17 protein-coding genes are annotated in these 17,378 nt (G+C 35.9%); 7 read left to right on the top strand and 10 right to left on the bottom strand.

Translation table 11 applies throughout. The annotated features are described in order from the left end of the window. Positions 1-28 precede the first annotated feature (28 nt). A complete protein-coding gene (locus tag OQ292_RS28190; protein WP_284687432.1) occupies positions 29-922 on the bottom strand; it encodes a LysR family transcriptional regulator in 894 nt (297 codons plus the stop codon). A 77-nt stretch (positions 923-999) separates the two neighbouring features. Between OQ292_RS28190 and hutH the strand changes: the two genes are divergently transcribed. The 4 genes from hutH to hutG are packed head-to-tail and all read left to right on the top strand — an operon-like array spanning position 1,000 to position 6,770. Next, positions 1,000-2,553 (top strand): histidine ammonia-lyase, encoded by a 1,554-nt coding sequence (hutH, locus tag OQ292_RS28185; RefSeq protein WP_284687431.1) that lies wholly within the window; start codon positions 1,000-1,002, stop codon positions 2,551-2,553. A gap of 3 nt (positions 2,554-2,556) precedes the next feature. Beyond that, on the top strand, positions 2,557-4,569 hold the full coding sequence (gene hutU / locus OQ292_RS28180; protein ID WP_284687572.1) for a urocanate hydratase: 2,013 nt from the start codon (positions 2,557-2,559) through the stop codon (positions 4,567-4,569). A 12-nt stretch (positions 4,570-4,581) separates the two neighbouring features. Then, the gene (gene hutI, locus OQ292_RS28175; RefSeq protein ID WP_284687430.1) at positions 4,582-5,808 is read left to right on the top strand and encodes an imidazolonepropionase; all 1,227 of its coding nucleotides are present in this window, start codon (positions 4,582-4,584) and stop codon (positions 5,806-5,808) included. Then, positions 5,781-6,770, top strand: coding sequence for a formimidoylglutamase (gene hutG / locus OQ292_RS28170; protein ID WP_284687429.1), 990 nt, complete (start codon positions 5,781-5,783; stop codon positions 6,768-6,770). The genes hutI and hutG overlap by 28 nt, the downstream gene beginning before the upstream one ends. On the opposite strand, the gene OQ292_RS28165 is transcribed toward hutG, so the two are convergent. From OQ292_RS28165 to OQ292_RS28155, 3 genes are all read right to left on the bottom strand, one after another. After that, positions 6,771-7,286 (bottom strand): hypothetical protein, encoded by a 516-nt coding sequence (locus tag OQ292_RS28165; protein WP_284687428.1) that lies wholly within the window; start codon positions 7,284-7,286, stop codon positions 6,771-6,773. Between the two features lie 396 nt (positions 7,287-7,682). Then, positions 7,683-8,345, bottom strand: a complete 663-nt coding sequence (locus tag OQ292_RS28160; RefSeq protein ID WP_284687427.1) for a pyridoxamine 5'-phosphate oxidase family protein — start codon at positions 8,343-8,345, stop codon at positions 7,683-7,685. A 16-nt stretch (positions 8,346-8,361) separates the two neighbouring features. Next, positions 8,362-8,850, bottom strand: coding sequence for an OsmC family protein (locus OQ292_RS28155; RefSeq protein ID WP_284687426.1), 489 nt, complete (start codon positions 8,848-8,850; stop codon positions 8,362-8,364). Between the two features lie 89 nt (positions 8,851-8,939). Between OQ292_RS28155 and pdxR the strand changes: the two genes are divergently transcribed. The 3 genes from pdxR to OQ292_RS28140 all read left to right on the top strand — a co-directional run bounded on the left by pdxR (position 8,940) and on the right by OQ292_RS28140 (position 12,306). Next, positions 8,940-10,421, top strand: coding sequence for a MocR-like pyridoxine biosynthesis transcription factor PdxR (gene pdxR, locus OQ292_RS28150; RefSeq protein WP_284687425.1), 1,482 nt, complete (start codon positions 8,940-8,942; stop codon positions 10,419-10,421). A gap of 74 nt (positions 10,422-10,495) precedes the next feature. Next, positions 10,496-11,377 (top strand): Lcl C-terminal domain-containing protein, encoded by an 882-nt coding sequence (locus OQ292_RS28145; RefSeq protein ID WP_284687424.1) that lies wholly within the window; start codon positions 10,496-10,498, stop codon positions 11,375-11,377. 41 nt (positions 11,378-11,418) lie between these two features. Continuing rightward, on the top strand, positions 11,419-12,306 hold the full coding sequence (locus tag OQ292_RS28140; protein ID WP_284687423.1) for an Lcl C-terminal domain-containing protein: 888 nt from the start codon (positions 11,419-11,421) through the stop codon (positions 12,304-12,306). Between the two features lie 15 nt (positions 12,307-12,321). Here the strand turns inward: OQ292_RS28140 and OQ292_RS28135 are convergent, their stop codons facing one another. The 6 genes from OQ292_RS28135 to OQ292_RS28110 all read right to left on the bottom strand — a co-directional run bounded on the left by OQ292_RS28135 (position 12,322) and on the right by OQ292_RS28110 (position 17,368). Further along, positions 12,322-12,780 (bottom strand): GNAT family N-acetyltransferase, encoded by a 459-nt coding sequence (locus OQ292_RS28135; protein WP_284687422.1) that lies wholly within the window; start codon positions 12,778-12,780, stop codon positions 12,322-12,324. A gap of 139 nt (positions 12,781-12,919) precedes the next feature. Then, on the bottom strand, positions 12,920-13,702 hold the full coding sequence (locus OQ292_RS28130) for a glucose 1-dehydrogenase (protein ID WP_284687421.1): 783 nt from the start codon (positions 13,700-13,702) through the stop codon (positions 12,920-12,922). 249 nt (positions 13,703-13,951) lie between these two features. Further along, complete coding sequence (locus OQ292_RS28125) at positions 13,952-14,923, bottom strand: NAD(P)-dependent alcohol dehydrogenase (protein ID WP_284687420.1); 972 nt, start codon at positions 14,921-14,923, stop codon at positions 13,952-13,954. A gap of 78 nt (positions 14,924-15,001) precedes the next feature. Further along, positions 15,002-15,580 carry a Crp/Fnr family transcriptional regulator gene (locus OQ292_RS28120; RefSeq protein ID WP_284687419.1) on the bottom strand — a complete coding sequence of 193 codons (579 nt, stop codon included), beginning with the start codon at positions 15,578-15,580 and terminating at the stop codon, positions 15,002-15,004. Between the two features lie 60 nt (positions 15,581-15,640). Next, on the bottom strand, positions 15,641-15,862 hold the full coding sequence (locus OQ292_RS28115) for a hypothetical protein (protein ID WP_284687418.1): 222 nt from the start codon (positions 15,860-15,862) through the stop codon (positions 15,641-15,643). Between the two features lie 126 nt (positions 15,863-15,988). After that, positions 15,989-17,368, bottom strand: a complete 1,380-nt coding sequence (locus tag OQ292_RS28110; protein WP_284687417.1) for a SusD/RagB family nutrient-binding outer membrane lipoprotein — start codon at positions 17,366-17,368, stop codon at positions 15,989-15,991. Between the last annotated feature and the right edge of the window lie 10 nt (positions 17,369-17,378).

Genomic DNA, 17,378 nt, shown 5'->3' with positions numbered 1-17,378 from the left:
TATTCCTAAATAAGGTTTACTGTTTCCTCTAAATCCCCATCTCATTAATTATCTTCTGCACATTCTCCATTACCGGATTTCTATTTTCATCATTCCAAACGGCTGCCAGCGTCGTTCTCTGCACAATATCTTTTAGCTCAATAAACTTCACTTCCATATTATAACCTAACTGCAAAGTTGTAGGCACAATGGAAATACCGAAACCATTTTCTACCAATCGGTAAATAGAACCAGCATGAATGGTATGATGTGATACTTGTGGATTAAAGCCTGCATCATGAAAAAGCTGCATCACCTTTTCGTAATAAAACTGGCTGTACGATGACTCAAAAAGAATAAACTTCTCATCTTTAAAAATGGTAAGATCAGTAAAATTCTCCTGAGTTACTGGATGATTTTTCGGTAAGACGACTGAGAAGGTATCTTCAAAAACTGGTTGTGTTTTCAAAGGTCTTGGCACTCTATCAACCCGAACAAAACCTAAATCAATTTTATGATGGAGTAATTCTTCAATTTGTGTATTGTTATTCATCTCTGTGAGATCAAATCGAATTTCAGGATATCTTTCACTAATATGCTTTAGCAATTCGGGAATAATATTTTGCATCGCCGAACCGATATAACCAATTTTTAAATTTCCCTTCAAACCAGAATGTATCAGCTTGGTATGGTCTAAAGTGGTATCTAAATGTTGAATTACCAGTTTTAACTCTTTTGCCAGATACTCGCCAGCAGGTGTGAGTTTTACTTTTCGGTTTGTTCGCTCCAACAACAAAATACCCAGCGTATCTTCTAAATGTTTAATCTGCTTGCTCAATCCGGGTTGGGAAATATAGAGCCTATCTGCGGCTTTTTTAAAGTGCAGCTCCTCCGCCAAAATGGAGAAATAATGTAGGTGTCTAAGTTCTAATTGATAACTCATAGTTATTAATAGCTAAATTAAATGATCTTGTTGAATATTAAAAGTCCCAGTAAATTTGAATAAAATGAATACAGAGTATGTTCAAATACGGAATTGATCGGTTAAGCACAAGTAAAGCACTCGCGATATTAAACAGATCGCTTGAGGCAGGTTTAACCCCTGAGGTGATAGAAAAAATTGAAAGTTCTCACAATGAGGTATTACAAATTGCCAAATCGCAAAAGGCAGTTTATGGCATAAATACAGGTTTTGGCCCATTGTGCAACACAAAAATTGCCACTGAAGCCACTGAAAAACTACAAAGGAATTTATTGATCAGCCACAGTGTAGGTGTTGGAGATATGGTATCGCCAGATATTTCCAAGTTGATGTTGATTCTGAAAATACATTCACTCAGTCAGGGATATTCTGGAATTTCTTATGAGATTCTAGAGCGCATGCTCTGGCATATTGATGAAGAAATCATACCCGTAGTCCCTGAACAAGGTTCAGTAGGTGCATCCGGAGATTTGGCTCCCCTCTCCCATTTATTTTTGCCACTCATCGGAGAAGGATTTGTGTTTGTGAATGGCGAGATTCTTCCAACATCTAAAGTACTTAAAGAGCGCGACAAACCTGCTTTAAGCTTGCACCCAAAAGCAGGTTTGGCTTTAATCAACGGAACTCAGTTTATTCTGGCTCATGCAGTGGTGTTGGTCGATCGCTTATTTAATTGTCTATCTCATGCTGATGTAATTGCCGGATTGATGGTGGAGGGTTTAATGGCTTCTCCCATGCCTTTCAGAAAGGAATTACATGAAGTAAGGCCATTTAGTGGCAACATCCATGTGGCTAGTAGAATTGATGCATTTTTAAAAGATTCTGAAATTGTAAACTCTCATAAAGAGTGTGATCGCGTGCAAGACCCCTACTCTCTTAGATGTGTTCCTCAGGTTCACGGAAGTTCTCGAAACGCTTGGCTACATCTTAAAGAAGCAGTAGAAATTGAGCTAAATTCTGTAACTGATAACCCAATCATTTTCTCTAAAGATTTCACTATCAGTGGTGGTAATTTTCACGGTCAGCCACTGGCTTTGCCGATAGATTATGCTTGTTTGGCAGCAGCAGAGCTAGGCAGTATTTCAGACCGTAGAACTTATCTTTCTTTAGATGGCAAATACAATAGCACACCGAAAATGCTATTGAAAGAAACCGGTATCAATTCAGGATTTATGATTTGCCAATACACTTCGGCTGCCTTGGTAAGTGAAAATAAAGGCTTGTGTTTCCCGGCAAGTGCCGATAGTATTCCTACTTCAATGGGACAAGAAGATCATGTAAGCATGGGTTCTATTGGAGGTAGAAAAGCCTTGCGCGTTTGTAATAACCTAGAAAAAATATTAGCAGTAGAATTACTCTGTGCTGCTCAAGCATTCGATTTCAGAAAACCACTTAAATCAGGAAAAGTACTAGATGCCATTCACGATTTTGTGCGAAGCAAAATAGCGCATGCAGACGAAGATAGACTTTTTGGCGAAGACATCAATACAATAACCGAGGTAATTCAAAGTAGGAAATTGCTTCATATTGTGAGCCAAAATATGTCAGAAACAGCATTTAGTGATTTTGATGAATTATATGAAAAATATTAGATGATGGATTATTCAGTATTTCAAGAACAAATAAAACAAGGTATCCCCTGTGAGCTTCTATCGAAAAAGGAATATCCTACAGGAGGAAACCCAGCTCCCAAAAGAAGGGATATCTTGAGTCGAGAAGAAAAACAATTGGCAATTCGCAATGCCTTGCGCTATTTCCCAAAAGCTTGGCACCAAGAATTAGCAACCGAATTTGCTGAAGAACTCCAAAACTATGGTCGAATTTACATGCATCGTTTCAGACCAGATTATGAGATATATGCCCGACCAATTGAAGCTTATCCTGCCAGAAGCAAACAAGCAGCTGCCATCATGCTGATGATTCAAAATAACCTCGATCCGGCAGTAGCACAACATCCTGTTGAATTGATCACTTATGGTGGAAATGGAGCAGTTTTTCAAAACTGGGCACAGTATCTACTCACCATGAAATACCTTTCTGAAATGACGGATGAGCAAACACTTCATTTATACTCTGGTCATCCAATGGGATTGTTTCCTTCTTCTAACTCTGCTCCTCGTGTAGTAGTCACCAACGGCATGATGATTCCAAACTATTCTAAGCAAGAAGACTGGGAAAAATACAATGCTTTGGGTGTTACGCAATATGGACAAATGACTGCTGGCTCGTTTATGTATATCGGCTCACAAGGTATTGTACATGGTACTACCATCACCGTAATGAATGCTTTCAGAAAGATTTTGGGCAGTGGAAAATCAGTAGCAGGTAAGTTATTTTTAACTTCTGGTTTGGGTGGAATGAGTGGTGCGCAACCGAAGGCTGGTAAAATTACTGGTTGCGTAACAGTTTGTGCAGAAGTAAACGCAAATGCAGCTCGTAAAAGACTCGAACAAGGCTGGGTAGACGAACTCATAGATGATATTAATTTATTAGCCAATCGCGTAAAACAGGCTAAAAGAGAGAAAGAAACTATATCCATCGCCTTTATTGGCAACATAGTAGATGTTTGGGAGAAATTCGATAAAGAGGATATTTTAGTAGAAGTTGGTTCAGATCAAACCTCATTACACAATCCTTGGTCTGGCGGTTACTATCCTGTCGGTTTATCTTTCGAAGAAGCCAACAAAATGATAAAAGATGATCCTGAGAAATTCAAAACTTATGTTCAGGCATCATTAAAAAGACAGGTTACAGCCATCAATAAACACACAGCCAAAGGCACTTACTTTTTCGATTATGGCAATGCCTTTTTGCTAGAATCATCTAGAGCAGGTGTAGAGATTTTGAGTGATGATGGAAAAACTTTCCGCTATCCATCTTATGTAGAAGACATTATGGGGCCAATGTGTTTCGATTATGGTTTTGGCCCATTCAGGTGGGTTTGTACTTCTGGTAAAGAGGAAGATTTGGCAAAAACAGATCATATTGCCATGCAAGTATTGAAAGAAATGATGCTTGAATCACCAGAAGAAATTAAGCAACAAATGAGAGACAACATCACCTGGATAAAGAATGCCAAAGAAAATAAACTAGTCGTAGGCTCGCAGGCCAGAATTCTCTATGCCGATGTAGAAGGTAGGATGAAGATAGCCGAAGCATTTAACAAAGCCATTGCCAATGGTGAAATTGGTGCTGTTGTTTTAGGTCGCGATCACCACGATGTGAGTGGTACGGATTCTCCTTATAGAGAAACAAGCAACATTAAAGATGGAAGCAGGTTCACTGCTGATATGGCGATTCACAATGTAATCGGTGATAGTTTTAGAGGTGCCACTTGGGTTTCTATCCACAATGGTGGTGGTGTTGGCTGGGGAGAAGTAATTAATGGAGGTTTCGGAATGTTGCTAGATGGCACAGATGAAGCGCTTTCTCGACTAAGAAACATGCTGTTTTACGATGTAACCAATGGACTTGCCAGAAGAAATTGGGCTAGAAACGAAGGCGCGCTTTCTACAATTAAAAGGGTGATGGAGCAACGTCGGGACTTAAAAGTTACTGTCCCGGAATTGGTAGACGACAGTTTGGTTGAATCTTTATTTTCAGAATGATTGTAGATTGATATGAAAAAACTAACAGGACCTTTTAGCCAGATTATCACGCTTAATAACTTGCCTGCCAAAGGTGCGATTAAAGATGAACAGTTAGAAATTATTACAGATGGAGGCATTCTTACAGAAGGTGATAACATCCTGCAAACAGGGAGTTTTGATGCATTAGCTAAAGCAAATCCTGATGCTGAAATAACATACATAGATGGCGATTTTGTGGCATTGCCCGCATTTACTGACTGCCATACACACATCTGTTTTGCAGGTAGCAGAGCAAAAGACTATGCGGCTAGAAACAATGGTAAAACTTATCAAGAAATAGCACAAGTCGGTGGTGGCATTTGGGATACAGTAACCAAAACTCGTGAGGCTAGTTTAGAAACCTTGCAGCAAAATGTGATTGTAAAGCTCGATACTTTGCTAAAAAGAGGGATTACCACAGTAGAGGTTAAAAGTGGTTATGGTTTGAGTTTTGATGATGAATTGAAAATGTTGCGAGCCATTAAGCAGGCAGGCGAAAAACTTCCATCTGATGTGATAAGTACCTGTTTAGCTGCTCATATTGTTTCTAAAGATTTTCAAAACGAAGCTACTTACCTACAATTCATCTTAGATGAGTTAGTCCCAATAATCAAAGCGGAAAGCTTGACTAATCGATTTGATATTTTTATAGAGCAAAATGCTTTTAGTATAGAGGGTGCAAGATTCTATTTGAATCAATTAAAAGAGCAAGGTTTTGAGTTGACGGTACATGGAGATCAATTTAGTAAAGGAGGAAGTAAAGTAGCCGTTGATTGTGGAGCTGTGAGTGTAGATCATTTGGAAGTTTCAGGAGAAGAAGAGATTGAAAGATTAGCTAAAAGTGATACCATTCCGGTAGTATTGCCTGGTGCTTCTATGGGATTAGGTATGCCATTTTCCCCTGCAAGAAAACTCTTAGATGCCGGCTGTGGCTTAGCCATTGCCAGTGATTGGAATCCGGGAAGTGCACCACAAGGGAACTTGCTCAATCAAGCAGCTTTACTTGGAACTTACGAAAAACTCAGTGCTGCTGAAGTATTTGCAGGCATCACTTTTCGAGCGGCAAAAGCTTTAAAACTATTCGATCGAGGTGTATTGAAAGCAGGAAATTTAGCTGATTTTATATCTTTCAATTGCAACGATTACAGAGAGATACTTTACCATCAAGGAGAATTACAAGCAGAAAAAGTATGGAAAAAGGGAAACCAAATAATTTAACTACCAACTACAATGCTGCCAATCCATCTATCTGGACAGGCAGAACTACAACGTCAAATGATGCCCAATACTGGTATCAAACAATCCGGTTTATCGACTTATTGGACACCACATCCATGTCTGATAAGCCGGATATTGTTTTTATTGGTTACGAGTGCGAAGAAGGTGTAAGAAGAAATCAGGGAAGGATTGGTGCCAAAAAAGGATCTGATGTTATTCGACAAAAACTGGCTCGATTGCCCATCCATTTCGAGCAATTGAAAATAGCTGATGCTGGAAATATTTTTTGTATTGACACAGACCTTGAAACTTGCCAAAGTATTTTCTCCAATCAGATTGAGAAACTCATTAAAAATAAATCTTTTCCAATTGCTTTAGGTGGCGGACACGATATTGCCTATGCGCATTTTAGAGGGATTTGCAATGCACTACATAAACCAAACAAAAAATTCGGAATCATAAATTTAGATGCACATTTTGATTTGCGTAAAGTCGAAGTTTTACCAAACTCAGGCACACCTTTTCAGCAAATTTTAAATGAATTTGGTAAGCAAACTAAATATCTGGCTATTGGAATTCAACAGCATGCAAACACCAAAGAGCTATTCGAAACAGCAAAAAAAACTGACTCAAGTTTTATTTTAAGTGAAGATTGTCTCTTAGAAAATTTCACAAACATTTCCGCTCAAATCGATCAATTCCTTTCAGATATTGATTACCTCTATCTCACCATAGATTTAGATGGGTTTGCATCTCCTTATGCTCCCGGAGTGAGTGCCCCCTCTCCTTTTGGTTTCAATCCAAATTTCGTAGTTAAGCTTTTGAAGCACATCATTACCAAAAACAAACTAGTGGCACTCGACATTGCCGAATACAATCCCATTTATGATATAGACCAAATAACAGCCACATTAGCTGCAAGACTCATCGCTAATGTGGTTGGTGAGTTGGATAAAAGATAGTTATATTCTAGTTTTCAAACTATCTCTAACTTCTTCTTCCCAACTTTTAAAAAGATCTGTTAGTAAAATATTTGGAATAATATCTTGAACTACTTTCAGTAATTCTGTGAAAAATAAGAGTGCATCATCTTGCAATTCTTTGATAGGAACAGCATATTTTCCTTTTAAAAAATTATCCTCAGAAATCATCACATCCTCCTCATTTAACTGAAGTTTTATTATTGTTTCCGTACCTTGTTCAGACAAGGAATAATCATATTGACATTCTTTTTGCACAAAAATGAACTTCATATAATCTGAAAAGCCATCTATGAAATAAGGTAAATCACCCCATATTTCAACAGGAATAATTTTACCATTCAAGCTTAAATTGAATTTATAATTCAAATCACATAAAGCATTGGCTATATCGGAAGATAACGATGAAATATCATCCAATTCCTTATCGTACTGAAATGTCTTATTATAAGTATAATTCTTAGAATTTAGACCTGACTTCAGTAAGCTATATTTCATTTTTTTAAATGAGGTTTTATCATTAATCTTGGTTTCAGCGAAAAGCTAAAACCAGTGAAGCATCCATTAATTAAACTTTAACTATAAGGTTAAAAACAACTCCAACAATAATTATTGATATTAGAAAAATCATTGATAAGAACATATACAATCTTTGCTTATCTGCTTTCAATGATTTCAAATATGCTGGATTAATAATCCTTACGAGTAGATATATAATTCCACTAATGATTAAGTTAACCGCCAAAAACAAGATGATTAAAATTACTACAAAAATTGTAATGTGAGTATCTTTAAATCCAGAGAGCAAAATCATAAATAGAAGCATAAGACATGCAAAATACTTCAAACTTATCAAATCAACCCATTTTGATCTTTAATTTAGATTAACTTTTCTCAAGAATTCCTCTTCACATACTCTAAAACAGCATCTGGAACTTGTTTGGCAGTTCCTTTTAATAACTCATCACTTTCTTGTGCAAGAGCTACTTCTTTTATCGGAATCACCCCCGCCCAAATAGGCAAATCGTAATCGGCTTTTTCGTCTACAGCTCCTTCGGCACGTATTTTAGCAGAAGTACTTTCTATGGTTAATTCGATTACCAAAGTGGCATTCAACTCCTTCTCGTTGGGTTGTCTAATGTTATCCCAGTGGTTTGGAATCATATGATCGAGAATACATTTGAGTGCAGCCATTTTTTCTTCTGGGTCCTCTAGCTTTGTAACCCTCCCAAAAATGTTAGCCGATCTGTAATTAGCTGAATGATGAAATGCTGATCTGGCAAGTACCAATCCATCTAAATGGGTAACCGAAATACTTGCTTCACCCGCCTCAAGCAAGCATAGCATCATTCTGTTTTTTAATGATCCGTGGATGTAAATTTTATCTTCAAATCTGCCATAAGCCATTGGCAACACAATCGCTTTGCCTTCCCAAGTAAATGCGATGTGGCAAAGAAATTTTGCATCTAAAATCTCATTGATGGTTTCTATATCGTAAGTTGCTCTTTTTGAGCCTCTTACTACTTTGTTTAAAGCTGAAGTTTCGTAATTAGACATCTTAATGCTTATTTATTTAATCATTTTTTACTGTACAAACAGATTCGTGTTTTACCGGAAAATTGCAAGAGTTAGCTATAAAACAATACTTGTTGGCTTCGTGATGCAATTCATTGGCTTTCTCAATCATAGATATGTCTGTAATAACCACCTGAGGTTTTAAGGTTACTTCTTCAAAATATCCGCTGCCATTCGAGTTTTCTATCATAGTGCCAGTTGCTTTATCTGTATATTCCACCACAGTAATGCCAGCCACTGAACATAAATGTAAAAACCACAACATGTGGCAACCAGAAAGCGAAGCTAGAAACAATTCTTCTGGATTATGTTTGGTTTTATCGCCCCTAAAAGATGGATCAGAAGAACATAAAATATCTGCTTTATTATCTATAAAAACAGTATGACTCCGCTCGTAGGTTCTGTAATTTTGAGTACCTTCTCCTTTGTTCCCTGTCCAAGCTACTGTTAAATTATAATGATGTTTTTTGTCTTTACTGGTATCCATAAATAGCTTTATTTGATTGATTAAGCCAAAAGTAATAGCTTAGCGGTGTATTTAAACCATCCAGTTTTTATATATTGAATAGTCCGGTTATGATTCCTTATAAAACCATTGTAAAACTCGATAAAAATCTGCCTGCTCCTGTTTACATTCAGTTGTGTAATCAGCTCATTAGCTTAATAAAACAAGGTACTTTACAACCTGCTAGCAAAATTCCGGGCTCTAGATTAATGGCAGATACACTCAATATTCATAGAAAAACGGTGATTGCTGCCTATGATGAATTGATTGCACAAGGTTGGTTAGAAACAGCTCCTGCCAAAGGTACTTTTGTAAATACTGCCCTGCCGATTATAAAAAAACAGCGCATTAAAGAGTCGAAAAATCAACCAAAGAAAACTAAAGCCGCATTTCATTTTAAAGAAAGACCTCATCTCTACCGTCCAGATATTAGCACTACTGCAGCAGGTATTATCACAATTGATGATGGCGTGCCCGATAATCGCATCGCTCCCATCGAAGAAATTTCAAGGGTTTACAGAAATATTATTAAGAAATCGTATAACCGAAAGTTGTTGGCCTATGGCTCTATCTATGGCAATAGAGAGCTTCGAGAAACACTGGCAGATTACCTGAATGAATCTCGGGGACTTAACATTTCAGCAGAAAATATATTGATTACACGGGGCAGCCAAATGGGAATTTACCTTGCTAGCAAATTGCTATTAGCCGATGGCAAAAATATCATTATTGGTAAAAGTAATTATCGCTCAGCCAATAAGACTTTTGCAGAAGCAGGTGGCAAATTAAATCGGGTTTCGGTAGATAAAAATGGTTTGGTAACCGAAGAAATTGAAGCGCTTTGCCAACAAATACCCATACATGCAGTCTATGTCACTTCGCAACATCACCATCCGACAACGGTGACACTTTCGGCACAAAGGAGAATGCATCTACTAGAATTATCTCAACGATACCATTTCGCTATTATCGAAGACGACTACGATTATGATTTCCATTATAACAATGCTCCAATTCTGCCTTTAGCCAGTGGAGATTCGGAAGGTAATGTGATTTACATTGGAGCACTTTGCAAGATTGTAGCGCCAGCCATTAGAATTGGTTATTTGGTGGCTCCACAAGATTTTGTAGATGAAGCGGCTCGCTACCGCAGAGTGGTTGACAGGCAGGGAGATGCTTTGTTAGAACTGGTAATGGCACGCATGATTAAAAGCGGAGATATACAACGACACAGTAAAAAAGCCCTGAAAATTTATAAAACCAGACGTGATCTGTTCTGCACTCTTTTAAAAGAGAAATTAGACAAATATTTTGAGTTTGAAGTACCTGAAGGAGGTATGGCTGTTTGGGTTAAGTTGAAAAAAAATATCAGTTGGGATATGGTGAGAGAAGAAGCCATTAAACACGATTTGTCTCTTGCAGATTATTGCTGGGATAGCGACGAACAAGAGACTTCTAAACTAGGTATGCGTATGGGCTTTGCTTCTTCTACAGAAGATGAAATACAAGAAATGATTGTGCGACTAGAAAAAACAATGACAAATTTATGGTAATAAATTTGAGTTAAATATTCTTTTTTTCATCAAATAGGGCTAATTATGCGCAATAATTAACTAACCCTAGCGCAATGACACAAATTAATTTAACTATCACGAAACTATCGTTTCTTCTCAAAATCTTATTTCTAGGCCTTATCATATTCGGCTGCGAAGATGATGAATCAGTACCTGTGAAAACTGAATATACAGCCATTTACCCGCCAAATGGTGCTGACGATGTAGCTTTAGGTTTTTGGTTTGATTGGAAATTATTAGTTGATGATGGAATAACTGATGTTGGAGGCCAAAGTCTCAGCTATAATTATCAACTGTTGATTGGGACACATCCAGATGAAATGGTAGTAGTTGATACTAATATTTATCATTTGACCCATGCTGAAAGTAAAGCTCTTGAATTAAATACAACATACTATTGGCAAATTAGAACCAAAAAAGATGGGGAATACTTAAATGATAGTGAAATTTATGATTTCAAAACTACATCCAGTCTACAAAAAGTGGAACTACCACAAAAGAAACTGATGGTTTATCCTGCTGACTTTACTCCAGAAACTTTTAATATAGCCTTAATAGCATATCAATTTGGTGCTTTTGATTTAATTGATGGCTCTAGTAATACAGAGATTATAGTGAAATATTATGCTGATTTGGATGTAGATGAATTATTCAGACAAGTAACAGAATACTGCTATACATTAGATGCATATGGCTACGATGATTGGTATTTACCTGCCATTGTAGAACTCGATTCTGTTACTAGTCAATTACATTTGTTAGATTCTTTGGGAGATAACTTTGAATATTGGAGCTCAACAGAAGTAAAAGATAAATTTCTAAGTGTTTATTTAAAAGCTCACAAAACCTATCCTGATGAACCTTATTTGATTCAACAAAAATCCCAAAACCCAAATTCAAGATTTAAATGTAGATGTGTAAGAGAAGCAGAATAAAAACCTCACTTTAAAATAACTAACTTTAAAACCCTAGCGCAATGACACAAATTAATTTAACCAGCAATAAAATCTTTTTATTCGTCAAAATTATATTCATAAGCTTTATTTTATTGGGCTGCGAAGAAGATGATCCCGAACCAAATAATATTGAAGTTATTCCTGTTTACCCTCCGATAAATGCAGAAAATGTTGAGTTAGGTTTCAAATTTAGATGGAAGGTTATCAAAAATGAGCTTGAATTAGAAAGTAATAATTATGCCCAATATGTATTATTGATTGGTACAAATCCTGATGAACTTGTAGAATTAGATACCAATATTTTTTATAAAACTCACACTGAAAGTAAAGCACTTGATCTTGATACAAAATTCTATTGGCAAATTAGAATTAAAGAATTAGAAAAGATAATTACTGAAAGCGATGTTTTCGAATTTAGTACAGCAAGCAGTTTAGAAACCTTAAAGTTTCCGCAAAAACAGCTAATGGTATATCCTCAAGCTTTTATACCTGAATCTGTTGCTACATTCTATATTGCTCCACAATTTGAAGCTTTTGACTTTATTGATGGATACTCAAACACACAAAAAATTATAGCCGGTTATGCTGTTGCAGATTCGAGGATGAGGGAATCTTTTAGGCAAGTATCTGAATTTTGTGCAAACCTGAATGCTTATGGCTACGATGATTGGTATTTACCTGCTATTGTAGAAATAGACTCTGTAGTGAGTAGGCTAAATTTAGTAGATATAGACGAAAATAGATTTGAATTTTGGAGCTCCACAGAAGCCATATATACTGGTGATCCTTATTATGGAGTATACCTAAAATCTTACTATACCACTCAAGATAGACCATATTTAATCGTACAAAGATCTGCCTCTGCCAATGATAAAATGAGATGCTTATGTGTAAGAGAAGTCGAGTAACAAAGTTTAGATATGTTATAAGAGTTTCTGCATAATCGCTGTATCGTGATTTTTGTAGATAACTCTTTGTATCACCTTCCAGCCACAGCGCTTATACATAGACTCAGCAGTAAAGGTATAAAGATAAAGATCAGTCAGTTTTATTTCTTTAGCATATTGCTCTAACTTATCTAATAAGATAGTACCTAAGCCTTGGTTTCTGTATTCTTTAGCTATATAAAAAAGAGATATCCAGGGTTTGTACTTTGTGAGGCTTTCATACCTGTTGAGGATATTTACTTTATTTCGTATGCCCCCTGTACCAACGAGTTCGTCGTCAATGGTAATGGTTAATTGCACTAGGGTATCACTATCTGCTTGTTGCATTAGTCGATTGACTGTTTTGTTTACTGGTGTTTGCCACTCCTCGTAATACCAATTGGCAATCTTTATAATTTGGTCTATATTATTGTGGTCTAATATGTTTATCTTCATTGCCCAATTTACTGATTGTCATACTATTAAACACGTGTTAGTTCATATTTATCTTTTTCAATATATTAAAAAAGTACAAAATAAAAAAAGCCTTAATCTAAAAAAAGATTAAGGCCTATATCGCAATAGAACACCAAATTTATGCATTTCCATACATATTAGATTCGCCACCATCAATGGCTATGGTTTGTCCACTCACATAACCATTTTCTTCACTTAATAAAAATGTTACAAGCTTAGCAACCTCTTCTGGCTTACCTAATCTGCGAGTTGGATTTCTAGATGCATAATTTTCTTCTGCTTTTGCAGGATTCTCTGGGTTCACCTGTTTAAAAGCTTCTGCTACCATCGGTGTAAGAATCGCTCCTGGTGCAATGGCATTGGTTAAAATTCCATCTTTGCCGTATTCTAAGGCAGCTTGTTTCGTCATACCCGATACAGCGTGCTTACTAGCTACATATGGAGTTTGGTTTAATACACCTCTTATACCTCCAACAGAAGCTACGTTTACAATTCGTCCAAAATTTTGCTTTTGCATTACAGGAATGATGTAACGCAAGCCGTAATAAACACCATTTAAGTTAATATCTATTACCTTTTTAAATATATTTATGTCGTATTCGGTTAAAGAAGCTTGTTTTCCTTCGATACCAGCATTGTTGTAAAATCCATCAATTTTGCCAAATTCCTTTACCGTTTTATCTACATAAGATTTTACAGCTTCTTCGCTAGATACATCAGCAGTTACCAGTAAAGTTTTTGTTTCTGGAAAATCTTTCAAAATTGCATCATTTGCCTCATTCAACTTTTCCTCATTATAATCAACAAGAACCAATTTTGATCCCCTTGATGCCAATTCTTTCGCTACAGCAAATCCTAATCCCATTGCTGCTCCTGTGATCACTACAACTTTGTCTTTCATCGTATGTTTATTGTTTAGGTTTAAATATTTTATGTATAATAAACTCCAATAAAACTGACTTTGTTTCCTATGCAACAATAAAATTACAACACTAATTACTGTTTAAACATATAATTACATTGTTATATGTATTTATTTACTGATAATCAATAAGTTATAATTTTAAATGTTTTAACATTTTTTAAATTGTTTTATTGAAAATTCATACTTTGTTCACAATCAAATTAACTCATAATCAAAGCAGAATTTTCAACCAACTTCTATCACTATATTTCCTTTTTTATGCCCGCTTTCAACATAGCCATGAGCTTCTCTAATTTCATCCAATTTATATACTTTGTCTATTACTGGATTGAGCTTTCTCTGCACAGCAAGGTTAGCCAACCAAGTCAAACTTTCTGCTGACTCATCCACATTTTCTCCCATCAAAAATTTAAAGTTTTTAGTGAATGATGCCCAAATCATTTTCGGACTTTTAATAGGTTGTGTAATGTTAATATAGGTTCCCCCTTTCTTTAAAAATTTGCTACATTCTTTAAAAGCCCATTTATCTACAGCGATAAAAATCACATCATACATTTCTAATTGGTTTAAGAATGTAGCTTGATCATAAGCAATCACTTTATCTGCACCGAGTGATTTTATTAAGCCTTTATTTTTATTACTGCAAACGCCTGTAACTTCAGCACCAAAATATTTTGCTAATTGCACAGCATATGAACCCACACTGCCAGAGGCACCATATATCAAGGTTTTTTCACCTGGTTTCAAGTTTGCTTTTTTCAAATAATGCAAAGCTGTTCTGGCTCCAATTGGAATGGCTGCTGCTTCATTAAAAGATAATTGAGCCGGTTTAAGCGCAATAGTTTTAGTTTCTGCCAAACAGATATATTCTGCATAAGCACCAAACTCGTTCAATGTGGCTGCAAATACTTCATCTCCCTGCTGAAAGTTTTTTACTTGATCCCCTAATGCTTCTATCACTCCTGAAAGTTCTACACCTAAAATTGGTTTTCTAGGTTTGCTAATACCTAACATTAATCTGGCTGGCAACCAGAAAATTAGTGGTATGGTAAAACTTCTCACCCGAAAATCTGCCACCGTAACTGTGGTCGATTTTATCTTAATTAAAATCTCATTGGGTCTTGGAATTGGTTTGGGTACTTCTCTAATTTGTAATACTTCTGGAGCTCCATATTTAGTGCAAATAACTGCTTTCATAATTGCATAGATGTTTGCAGCAAAGGAGTGATAACTAATGAGCAATTCAATTAACCTTAGTTAATAAAGGAAAAAATTTTACACTTTATTTTCTTTAATTCTCCTGCGGATTCTACTTAAAGATTGAGGTTGAATGCCCAGATAACTCGCCAGCATATATTGCGGCACTCTGTTACATAAATCTTGTCTTGTTTCGAGTAGCTTAAAATAGCGTTGTTCGGGAGAAAGATTTCTGTAATTATCAAAAGATACTTGACTATTCACTAACAACTGATTGCTAATGAAGAGGCTTACTGTTTCAATTCTTGGAAATTGCTTAATAAGTTCTTTTGTGGATGCTGGTGTGCCGAGTGAAAGAATGCAATCTTCTAAAGTTTCTAAATAGTATTCAGAGGGCTTTTTAGTAGTGTAACTTACTGGTGTAACTGGTTGATGTTCAGTGTAAAATTCTGTTATTTTTTCTTCTCCATCTACTAAATAATAAGACCTGATACAACCCTTTAAAACCAGATAACAGTTTTTAGCCAATTCGCCTTCTTTTAAAAGATTGGTACCTTTTTTAAATTCTTTTACCAAGTTCAATTTGAGAAGAATTTCTTCATCCTCTTTGCTAAGCGTAATAAATTGAGAGATAAATTTAATAGCTGCATTTTCCATAATTGATGGAATTGGCTTTAGTAAATCATTAAAATAGATTGCTTAATCTAGTGAAATTTTCTAGATAAACTCAGGTTTATGCCTCAAAATCAATTGTCGCTTCATTAATTCGATATTTTGCATGGCTTCTAGTTGGCTATCTAAATCGTTTGGATCGAAAGTTACTTTAGTGCCATCTAGAGGTTGGAATTTTCCAAAGCGAACCAATTTTACATATAGCTGATAATGATTTGGAAACACAGCAATTTTATACTTTCTAATTCTGAATAAGGCTGCAAGCATTTATTTTACTTGGGTAAATTTTGTTTAAAAGGGGAAACAAATTAAAAATAACAATTTTATATCAATTATATAAAAAAAAGAGGAACCCTAAAAAGGACTCCTCTAAATTTTATTTAATGAGAGAAGTTATTGAAACAAGTCTGTAGTTTCAAATAATCCTGGAATAGGATCGGGCGCATTATCATTCGTATTTAGCTCATCTTGTGGATACAAAAATCGCTTAGGAAATTGTGAGCCAGAAGTTGGAGATAAACCTAACATATTATCAGTTCTTCTCAAATCGTTAAATACTTCCATTTGTGCAGCTAATGTCACATAACGCTCTTCAATTATCTCCATAAGTAAAGCGTTTTCTGCTGTACTGCCATCAATATGTTCAATGCCACCAGTTTCAAAATCTGCCATTACATAATCGTCGTAAGTAGCTCCGAATTTGGTTGCCAAATAGCTTCTCAATTCATTTAGCTCTTCCAAAGCACCATCGGTATCAGAGTTTCTCAATTTTGTCTCAGCTAGTATTAATAGATTTTCTTCATAAGTAATTAAAGGGTATGAGGAAGTTGATGTAAACATACCATCATCAATATTCAAATCATATGTACTTCCATCATCTGGTAAATCGCCAAACATATACTGGAATCTGGCACTTTCATCAGTCTTATCATTTCCTCTGTAAATCGTTTTTCTTGTATCTAGCAATTGAGGTAAATAGGCGTTATTGGCCGTCATATCACCCGGTCTATCAAGTACTTGGAAAGAATACCAAACATTTACGTCACCATTATAAGAACCACCAATATGCAAAGCATTATAACTATCTGCTGCATCTAAAATTCCAGATTCTGCTGCTGTAATTGCACTCGTATAATCTCCAGTATGTAAATACAATCTGGCTTTTAAAGTGTTTGCTACTTGTATCCATTTGGCAGCATCACCTTCATATACAAAATCGCCGGCAGTTGTACCGATATTACTTTCCAAGTTTACAATAGCTTCATCAATTAAAGATAAAACACCTGTATACACAGACATTTGATCGTCGTAAAGTGGATCAGGGAACTCCATAAACTTGTTTGCCTCTGCAAATGGGATATCACCATAGCCAGCTGCTAACAGTGCAAAAGTATGTGCTTTTACAATTTGCATTATACCAATTACCAATCTGTTGTCAACTTCTTCAGCTTTTTCTATGGCTAATTCTGCGTTTTGAATAGTTCCATAATATTTATTATCCCAGTCGAAATCTTGCGCTGTAATGTTATAAATATTGTAACCACTGTACTGCAATGCAGAACCTGTAAATTGCTGAGCCCAAATGCAACCAAGTCGGGTATCTTCACCTTCGTGTGCGATAATAGAAACAGAAAGTGCAGTTCTTACAAAGCCGTTTAGTGGGCCATCAGATGCATTATTAGGGTCGTCTAGGAGTCCATCTACATAATTAGAACAAGATGTTCCCATGGTAGCGACCAAAAGTAAGGATAAAATATATTTAAATTTTCGCATAACAATTCTG

Origin of the sequence: Chondrinema litorale (assembly GCF_026250525.1) — a bacterium.
In the GTDB taxonomy this organism is placed as follows: domain Bacteria; phylum Bacteroidota; class Bacteroidia; order Cytophagales; family Flammeovirgaceae; genus Chondrinema; species Chondrinema litorale.
Note: the sequence above shows the minus strand (reverse complement) of the source record. Positions and strands in the feature narration are given on the sequence as shown.

Bases quoted from the DNA above. Each gene is read 5' to 3' on its own strand.
- OQ292_RS28115 (WP_284687418.1), bottom strand. From the start codon at position 15,862: ATGCTTGCAGCCTTATTCAGAATTAGAAAGTATAAAATTGCTGTGTTT.
- OQ292_RS28155 (WP_284687426.1), bottom strand. From the start codon at position 8,850: ATGGATACCAGTAAAGACAAAAAACATCATTATAATTTAACAGTAGCT.
- OQ292_RS28165 (WP_284687428.1), bottom strand. From the start codon at position 7,286: ATGAAATATAGCTTACTGAAGTCAGGTCTAAATTCTAAGAATTATACT.
- OQ292_RS28120 (WP_284687419.1), bottom strand. From the start codon at position 15,580: ATGGAAAATGCAGCTATTAAATTTATCTCTCAATTTATTACGCTTAGC.
- OQ292_RS28130 (WP_284687421.1), bottom strand. From the start codon at position 13,702: ATGAAAGACAAAGTTGTAGTGATCACAGGAGCAGCAATGGGATTAGGA.
- OQ292_RS28125 (WP_284687420.1), bottom strand. From the start codon at position 14,923: ATGAAAGCAGTTATTTGCACTAAATATGGAGCTCCAGAAGTATTACAA.
- OQ292_RS28135 (WP_284687422.1), bottom strand. From the start codon at position 12,780: ATGAAGATAAACATATTAGACCACAATAATATAGACCAAATTATAAAG.
- OQ292_RS28145 (WP_284687424.1), top strand. From the start codon at position 10,496: ATGACACAAATTAATTTAACTATCACGAAACTATCGTTTCTTCTCAAA.
- hutI (WP_284687430.1), top strand. From the start codon at position 4,582: ATGAAAAAACTAACAGGACCTTTTAGCCAGATTATCACGCTTAATAAC.
- OQ292_RS28110 (WP_284687417.1), bottom strand. From the start codon at position 17,368: ATGCGAAAATTTAAATATATTTTATCCTTACTTTTGGTCGCTACCATG.
- OQ292_RS28160 (WP_284687427.1), bottom strand. From the start codon at position 8,345: ATGTCTAATTACGAAACTTCAGCTTTAAACAAAGTAGTAAGAGGCTCA.
- pdxR (WP_284687425.1), top strand. From the start codon at position 8,940: ATGATTCCTTATAAAACCATTGTAAAACTCGATAAAAATCTGCCTGCT.
- OQ292_RS28140 (WP_284687423.1), top strand. From the start codon at position 11,419: ATGACACAAATTAATTTAACCAGCAATAAAATCTTTTTATTCGTCAAA.
- hutH (WP_284687431.1), top strand. From the start codon at position 1,000: ATGTTCAAATACGGAATTGATCGGTTAAGCACAAGTAAAGCACTCGCG.
- hutG (WP_284687429.1), top strand. From the start codon at position 5,781: ATGGAAAAAGGGAAACCAAATAATTTAACTACCAACTACAATGCTGCC.
- OQ292_RS28190 (WP_284687432.1), bottom strand. From the start codon at position 922: ATGAGTTATCAATTAGAACTTAGACACCTACATTATTTCTCCATTTTG.
- hutU (WP_284687572.1), top strand. From the start codon at position 2,557: ATGGATTATTCAGTATTTCAAGAACAAATAAAACAAGGTATCCCCTGT.